6 protein-coding genes and 2 pseudogenes are annotated in these 6,196 nt (G+C 55.5%); 3 read left to right on the forward strand and 5 right to left on the reverse strand.

Annotated elements, in window-relative coordinates:
- Positions 1–27 precede the first annotated feature (27 nt).
- Positions 28–1,242, forward strand: a complete 1,215-nt coding sequence (gene alaC / locus HMPREF1024_RS04380) for an alanine transaminase (protein WP_002913372.1) — start codon at positions 28–30, stop codon at positions 1,240–1,242.
- Between the two features lie 71 nt (positions 1,243–1,313).
- Here the strand turns inward: alaC and ypdK are convergent, their stop codons facing one another.
- The 3 genes from ypdK to HMPREF1024_RS04370 form a co-directional block, all read right to left on the reverse strand.
- Positions 1,314–1,385 (reverse strand): membrane protein YpdK, encoded by a 72-nt coding sequence (ypdK, locus tag HMPREF1024_RS30815; RefSeq protein WP_099119320.1) that lies wholly within the window; start codon positions 1,383–1,385, stop codon positions 1,314–1,316.
- A 338-nt stretch (positions 1,386–1,723) separates the two neighbouring features.
- The gene (locus HMPREF1024_RS04375) at positions 1,724–2,920 is read right to left on the reverse strand and encodes a cyanate transporter (protein ID WP_009309548.1); all 1,197 of its coding nucleotides are present in this window, start codon (positions 2,918–2,920) and stop codon (positions 1,724–1,726) included.
- The gene (locus HMPREF1024_RS04370) at positions 2,917–3,375 is read right to left on the reverse strand and encodes a nucleoside deaminase (RefSeq protein ID WP_009309549.1); all 459 of its coding nucleotides are present in this window, start codon (positions 3,373–3,375) and stop codon (positions 2,917–2,919) included. The genes HMPREF1024_RS04375 and HMPREF1024_RS04370 overlap by 4 nt, the downstream gene beginning before the upstream one ends.
- A 132-nt stretch (positions 3,376–3,507) precedes the next feature.
- On the opposite strand from HMPREF1024_RS04370, the gene cynR reads away from it, so the two are divergent.
- Positions 3,508–4,416, forward strand: coding sequence for a transcriptional regulator CynR (gene cynR / locus HMPREF1024_RS04365; protein WP_002913369.1), 909 nt, complete (start codon positions 3,508–3,510; stop codon positions 4,414–4,416).
- A 9-nt stretch (positions 4,417–4,425) separates the two neighbouring features.
- On the opposite strand, the gene HMPREF1024_RS04360 is transcribed toward cynR, so the two are convergent.
- On the reverse strand, positions 4,426–5,307 hold the full coding sequence (locus tag HMPREF1024_RS04360; RefSeq protein WP_009309554.1) for a hypothetical protein: 882 nt from the start codon (positions 5,305–5,307) through the stop codon (positions 4,426–4,428).
- Positions 5,308–5,674: 367 nt separating this feature from the next.
- Positions 5,675–6,013 (reverse strand): annotated as a pseudogene (locus tag HMPREF1024_RS04355) (WbuC family cupin fold metalloprotein); the annotation flags it as partial.
- A gap of 64 nt (positions 6,014–6,077) precedes the next feature.
- On the opposite strand from HMPREF1024_RS04355, the pseudogene HMPREF1024_RS29265 reads away from it, so the two are divergent.
- Positions 6,078–6,196, forward strand: a pseudogene (locus HMPREF1024_RS29265) (IS3 family transposase); the annotation flags it as partial.

Genomic DNA, 6,196 nt, shown 5'->3' on the forward strand with positions numbered 1-6,196 from the left:
GGGCGCTAACGTTAATTAGAGGAACCTATGGCTGAATCCAGTCCTGAACGCCGTTTTACGCGTATCGATCGTCTCCCTCCGTACGTTTTTAACATTACTGCTGAACTGAAAATGGCTGCGCGTCGGCGCGGCGAAGATATTATCGATTTCAGTATGGGTAATCCCGATGGCGCGACGCCGCCGCATATCGTGGAAAAACTCTGCACCGTTGCTCAACGGCCTGACACCCATGGTTACTCTACCTCGCGGGGGATCCCGCGCCTGCGTCGCGCCATTTCACGCTGGTATGAAGAACGCTATAACGTCGATATCGATCCGGAATCGGAAGCGATCGTCACCATTGGTTCGAAAGAGGGGCTGGCGCACCTGATGCTGGCGACGCTGGATCATGGCGACACCGTACTGGTGCCGAACCCCAGCTATCCGATTCATATCTATGGCGCGGTAATCGCCGGGGCGCAGGTGCGCTCAGTGCCGCTGGTGGAAGGGGTGGATTTCTTTAACGAGCTGGAACGCGCCATCCGCGAGAGCTATCCGAAGCCGAAGATGATGATCCTTGGCTTTCCCTCAAATCCGACCGCGCAGTGCGTCGAACTGGATTTCTTTGAAAAGGTTGTCGCTCTGGCGAAGCAGTATGACATTCTGGTCGTCCACGATCTGGCCTATGCCGATATCGTGTATGACGGCTGGAAAGCGCCCTCCATCATGCAGGTGCCCGGCGCGCGGGATGTCGCCGTCGAGTTCTTTACCCTGTCGAAAAGCTATAACATGGCCGGCTGGCGCATTGGCTTTATGGTGGGTAATAAGACTTTGGTGAATGCCCTCGCTCGTATCAAAAGCTATCATGACTACGGGACTTTTACTCCGCTGCAGGTGGCGGCGATAGCTGCGCTGGAGGGCGATCAGCAGTGCGTGCGCGATATTGCCGAACAGTATAAGCGCCGTCGCGATGTGCTGGTCAAAGGGCTTCATGAGGCCGGCTGGATGGTGGAGTGTCCGAAAGCGTCTATGTACGTGTGGGCGAAAATACCGGAACCTTACGCCGCCATGGGGTCGCTGGAGTTTGCGAAAAAGCTGCTTAATGAAGCGAAGGTTTGCGTCTCGCCGGGGATTGGCTTTGGCGACTATGGTGATACCCACGTCCGCTTCGCGCTGATCGAGAACCGGGACCGTACGCGCCAGGCGATCCGCGGTATCAAGGCGATGTTCCGCGCGGATGGTCTGCTGGCCTCCGCGAGCTAGCGCTGCGGGCAGCACGGCAAAATAAAAACGGGAGCATGAAGGCTCCCGTTTTTTTTTGACACCGCTGCAGTCTAGATCATCAGGGCAAAAGTACCGGCCCAAACGATGACCATAAAAGAGAGGCCCATAAAGAAGTATTTCACGACTCATCACTCCACGCGCTTGTGCGACGTTCAAATGAATTAATTGTTCTGTTTTTCAAGGGCTGTCGCCAGTGTAACTTCACCCTGCAGCAGCCCGTAATTCTGTGCGTTTAGTGCTCCAGATGGCGCTAATGTACGCCTAAAAAATCAGGGAAACAAGAGGCATTTTTTTATTAATTTTTAGTTACTTACGAGTGTCGTGATTCGGCGACACATTAATTTCACAGGGTAATAAATTTAGCGCCAGCGACGCGAAGGAAACGGGTTTTAGCGATGGGGCGGGCGGAGAAGGCCAACGAGAGCGCGCGGCATTATCTTTGCCACGCGCCGCCGTCGGTTCAGGGCAGGTCTGAGGCGCGCTGTCGCCACTCGGCCGGGTAGTGTGCCGGGATAAAGCGCAGCGTCAGCGCCATGAGTAGCAGGACGCAGATCGCATGCCAGGACCAGTCAAGCGTGTAGTTCCCGCTCAGGCTACGCAGCAGGCCGGAAAGCCAGGGCGACAGACCGGCGATGATAAATCCGATCCCCTGCATAAAGGCTACCAGCCTGCCGGCCACCGCCGGTTGTCCGGCGTGATCCAGCGCCAGCACCAGGCACAGAGGAAACGCGCCGCCCAACCCCACGCCGCAGGCAATGGCCCAGAGCGCAGAGAAATGCTCTGGCAGCCAGATAAAGCCGCAGAAGCCAATCAGCTGTAGCGCCAGCGCTAGCAGAAGAAGCTGGCGCCGATCCTCCTGGCGAGCCAGCGCCGGGAGCAGCAGCGCGCCGGCGGTTTGCCCGACGGTCAGCAGCGCCAGCAGCGAACCGCTGTACTGGGCGCTGTCGCCTAGCTGGATGTAGTAAGGAGGCAGCCAGGCGATCAGGCTGGCGTAACCGGCATTGATCAGTCCGAAATAGAGTCCCAGCGTCCAGGCGCGGCGCTGGCCAATAATCGCGACCCGGGGGGAAGCGCTGGTCTGATGCGGTGCGCCAGGCAAATGCCGACAAATCGCCAGCCAGCTGAGCAGAGCCAGGAGCGCAGGGAGCGCCCACCAGGCTAGCGCATCATGCCAGGCCGCGCTATGTGACGCCAGCCATGGGGTGAACGCGGCGCCTAACCCGCCGCCGCCCATCAGCGCCGCTGACCATAGTCCCATCACCAGCGGCGTCCGTCGGGGAAAGAGGTGCTTAATTACCGCCGGGATGGCGGCCTGAATAATGCCGATGCCAATTCCTCCGGCCAGAGCGCTGGTGAGTAGTAAGCCACTATTCGGAGCGATTTCCCGCAGCAGGGCGCCTGCCGCGATAATCAGCAGGCTCAGCGCAATACTGCGCTTTTGACCGATATAGCGATCGACCCAGCCAGCGGCCAGCGCCAGCACCCCCATCGCGATCACCGGCAGCGCGGTCAGGAGTGCGGCCAGGGTATAGCTCATGCCGCTGGCTGCGCGGATGTCCGGCAGCAAAGGACCAATGGAGGTAAGCAGCGGCCGCATATTGATCCCAGTCAGTACCAGGACTGCCAGCGTCAGGTTCTGTCGCAGCGCTGGTGTCATGACTGCCGTTCCGCCCAGCGCTGATAAAGTTCAGTTCCCTCCGGCTGCGGGCGATGATGGATCGGCAGCGTTTGCTGGGCCAGCGTCTGCTGCAGCTGCTGATAAATCGCGGCGGTCGAGAGCTGAAAAGGCTCCCCGTCCTGATTGCTATTGGCGAAAAACACTTCCCGCACGCCGGTTAAATAGAGCGCGCTCAGGCACATAGGGCAAGGTTGTCCGCTGGCATAGATGACGCATTCACGCAACACCGCGCTTCCCAGTCTGGCGGCAAGATCGCGAACGGCGTTCAGTTCGGCATGCGCCGTTGGGTCACCGCTCAGATGAAAGGTATTGACGCTTTCAGCGACAATCTCATCATTCCGCACCAGCACGGCGCCGAAGGGGCGCCCACCGTCAGCAATGTTTTGTTTTGCCAGCACTAATGCGCGCTGAAGATAACGATCGTGAGCGGACATAGTCACTCCTGCATAAAACGATGTTAAAGGTGAAATATGTTGAGGGTCGTGCGAAGAGGGTACGTCTCTTGTTTCATAAGTTAAAAGACTTATTTATGATAATGCCTATTGGAATTTCTTATAGGTGGGCCGATGCTTCTGCGCCAACTTTCCTACTTTATCGCTGTGGCTGAACATTGTGGCTTTTCCCGCGCCGCCGCGGCGCTGCATGTCTCCCAGCCTGCGCTGTCACAGCAGATACGCCAGCTGGAAGCGATGCTGGAGGTTCAGCTTTTCGACCGCTCTGGCCGACGTATTCGCCTGACCGATGCCGGTGAGATCTGGCTGGAGTATGCCCGTCGCGCGTTACGCGAGCTTGAGGAAGGTCGGCGCGCCTTGCATGACGCAGAAGATCTCCAGCACGGTAAACTCCGCATTGCTATGACGCCAACTTTCACTACCTATATGCTGGGCCCGCTGATGGAGGCGTACTACCGACGCTACCCTGGAGTAAAAGTGCTTATCCAGGAGATGAACCAGGAGCGGATGGAGGCGATGCTGCTGGAGGATGAACTGGATGTGGGGATTGCCTTTGACGATTGCCGGTCACAGGAAATTGTGGTTCAGCCGCTGCTGACGGAAACGCTTGCGCTGGTGGTGAGCCGTGCGCATCCGCTGGCAGGAGAGCGCGACTTGCAACTGCAGGCTCTCGACGCCCAGCCGCTAATTTTACTGAGCAGCGAGTTTGCTACCCGCGAGCAGATTGATCGTTATTGCCGCCTTCATCGGCTCGAACCAGACGTGCGGATGGAGGCCAACTCCATCGGGGCCGTTCTGTCGGTTATTCGAAGCACAACGTTAGCAACGCTGCTGCCGGCGGCGATCGCCGGGCAGTTTGATGATGTGGTGGCGATTGAGCTAAGACCTGCGCTGCTGCAGCGCACGGCCTGTTTATTGCAGCGGCAGGGCGCCTGGCAGAGCGCCGCAGCGCGCGAATTCATCACCCTGGCCCGAGAGAACGCGATAACGATTGAGCAGGAAAACCGCCAGTCCCTTGCCTGAAGGACTACGTTACTCGCCGGCGAACTGCGACTCACGGCTGGCTTCGCTGCCGATATCGCCTTCATCGGGCTGGGCATTCTCTATAAGCATGCCTTCTTCCTTAAGCCTTTCCAGCACGTGATGAAAGAGCTGAGTCTTGTCTGGCTCAGCCATACTCTGCAACTTCTCATTAAATACAGTATGGGACTGAATAAGATAATGGATAAATTCCAGCAATACCTCACTTTGCGGCAGGACGGTTAATTCCTGCTGGATGTAACGGGTTTGATCCAGTAGCGGATTTTTCGTCACGTCCATAGGCCGGGCGCTAATACTGTGGGCGTATATTTTCTCAATGGCCTGGCTGGTGATATAGATGCGGTTCAATGATATCGAGGGGCGTTCGTCTTCCTCTGGAATGAAATGACAATAAACAAATGGTTTATCCGGCAGCATCATGCTGAGGCGGTTTTCGTAAAGAATATCATCTGGCGCCTCCAGCAGCGCCATTAGGTTCCGACAGTGTGGATGCCAGAGCCCTGAAGCAAATACCTTTACGTTGAACTGGGTTACCGTATTTCCGCGCAGGGTTTCCATCGTCGGAATATCGCCTTCAAGCCGCAGAATGCTGCGGATATGGGAGTGATGCGACCAGACTGTTTCTCCTGCCTCGACTGAGGTAAATGGATTAAACGCGCTGGTTACCTCTTTTTCCTGATGGGAGAGGACGGCGATTTTTAATATTCCCGGCGTTGGGTTAAGCTTAAGACATAGATTGATTGCGCCAATATCATGCCAGTGAAGAATGTCTTCCAGTTCGCAGTTTAATAATTTTTGCGCCCGCGCCAGAGAGCAATACTCCATTGGCGGTAAATTATTTAGCTTCCAGATATTCCGTTCTGTAATATTCATAAGAATTGTATGTCGATGAAAAAATAAATCGCCATGGTGAGCAAAAGCATCAATAACAATGATTTATTTTTTCTGCTGACTTCCTTTACCTGATTAACAAAATCCATTCACATTGAGAATAATATATCGATAAATTGGCTGTTTTTATTGTTTTTGCTGCCGATATTTACTCTTTCCCGTTATCTTATCATCTCTTATTCGTAGAGAAAAATAGTTTGCTGAATATAAGCGTTTCTTCCTGTTTAGCAGCAATATTTAAGGTGAGTATGAGCGGAGCACGAAAAAAGGGACGGTCAATTTGGCAAACTTTGTGGTCGGCAGGAAGTATCAAACAGACGCCTGCGGCGCCTGTCGAACCTACCTGTAGTTATTGCGGCATAGACAGGAAGCGGTCACCCGGTTGCGCGATGGCATACCAGGCCATCATTTCGGCAGTGCCTGGCTGGCCTTCAGCAGGCGCCCAGGCCATAGTGTCCATTTCGGCAAGCGGTTGATAAGCGCCTTGTTTGACTTCAAATACCATGCCGCCTGCGTCGAGCGAGAGCACCGTATGCCAGGTGCCAGCCTCCATTTCCAGCGCCGTACAGGTTTCACCCAGCACCACCCGGTTGGTGACCACGCCGTGGTCATCAAAATTCAGCACTACAAATCGGCCTTTCAGCGGCAGTAAAAGTTCGAAGGTATGTCTGTGCCGGTGCGGGCGGATGATCCTACCCGCGAATAGTGGACACGCGACTAAGTGAGTAAACTCCCAGACAGAGGTATCTCACATGACTAAATCAGCAACCGTAAGTAAGAAACCACGTAAACAGCATTCGCCTGAATTCCGCAGCGAAGCCCTGAAGCTTGCGGAGCGCATCGGCGTTGCCGCTGCCGCCCGGGAACTCAG

Origin of the sequence: Klebsiella sp. 4_1_44FAA, from assembly GCF_000238715.1 — a bacterium.
GTDB lineage: Bacteria > Pseudomonadota > Gammaproteobacteria > Enterobacterales > Enterobacteriaceae > Klebsiella > Klebsiella pneumoniae.

What these genes read in the sequence shown, in the direction of transcription:
- cynR (WP_002913369.1), top strand. Translation starts at nt 3,508, where the DNA reads ATGCTTCTGCGCCAACTTTCCTACTTTATCGCTGTGGCTGAACATTGT.
- HMPREF1024_RS04370 (WP_009309549.1), bottom strand. Translation starts at nt 3,375, where the DNA reads ATGTCCGCTCACGATCGTTATCTTCAGCGCGCATTAGTGCTGGCAAAA.
- HMPREF1024_RS04360 (WP_009309554.1), bottom strand. Translation starts at nt 5,307, where the DNA reads ATGAATATTACAGAACGGAATATCTGGAAGCTAAATAATTTACCGCCA.
- alaC (WP_002913372.1), top strand. Translation starts at nt 28, where the DNA reads ATGGCTGAATCCAGTCCTGAACGCCGTTTTACGCGTATCGATCGTCTC.
- HMPREF1024_RS04375 (WP_009309548.1), bottom strand. Translation starts at nt 2,920, where the DNA reads ATGACACCAGCGCTGCGACAGAACCTGACGCTGGCAGTCCTGGTACTG.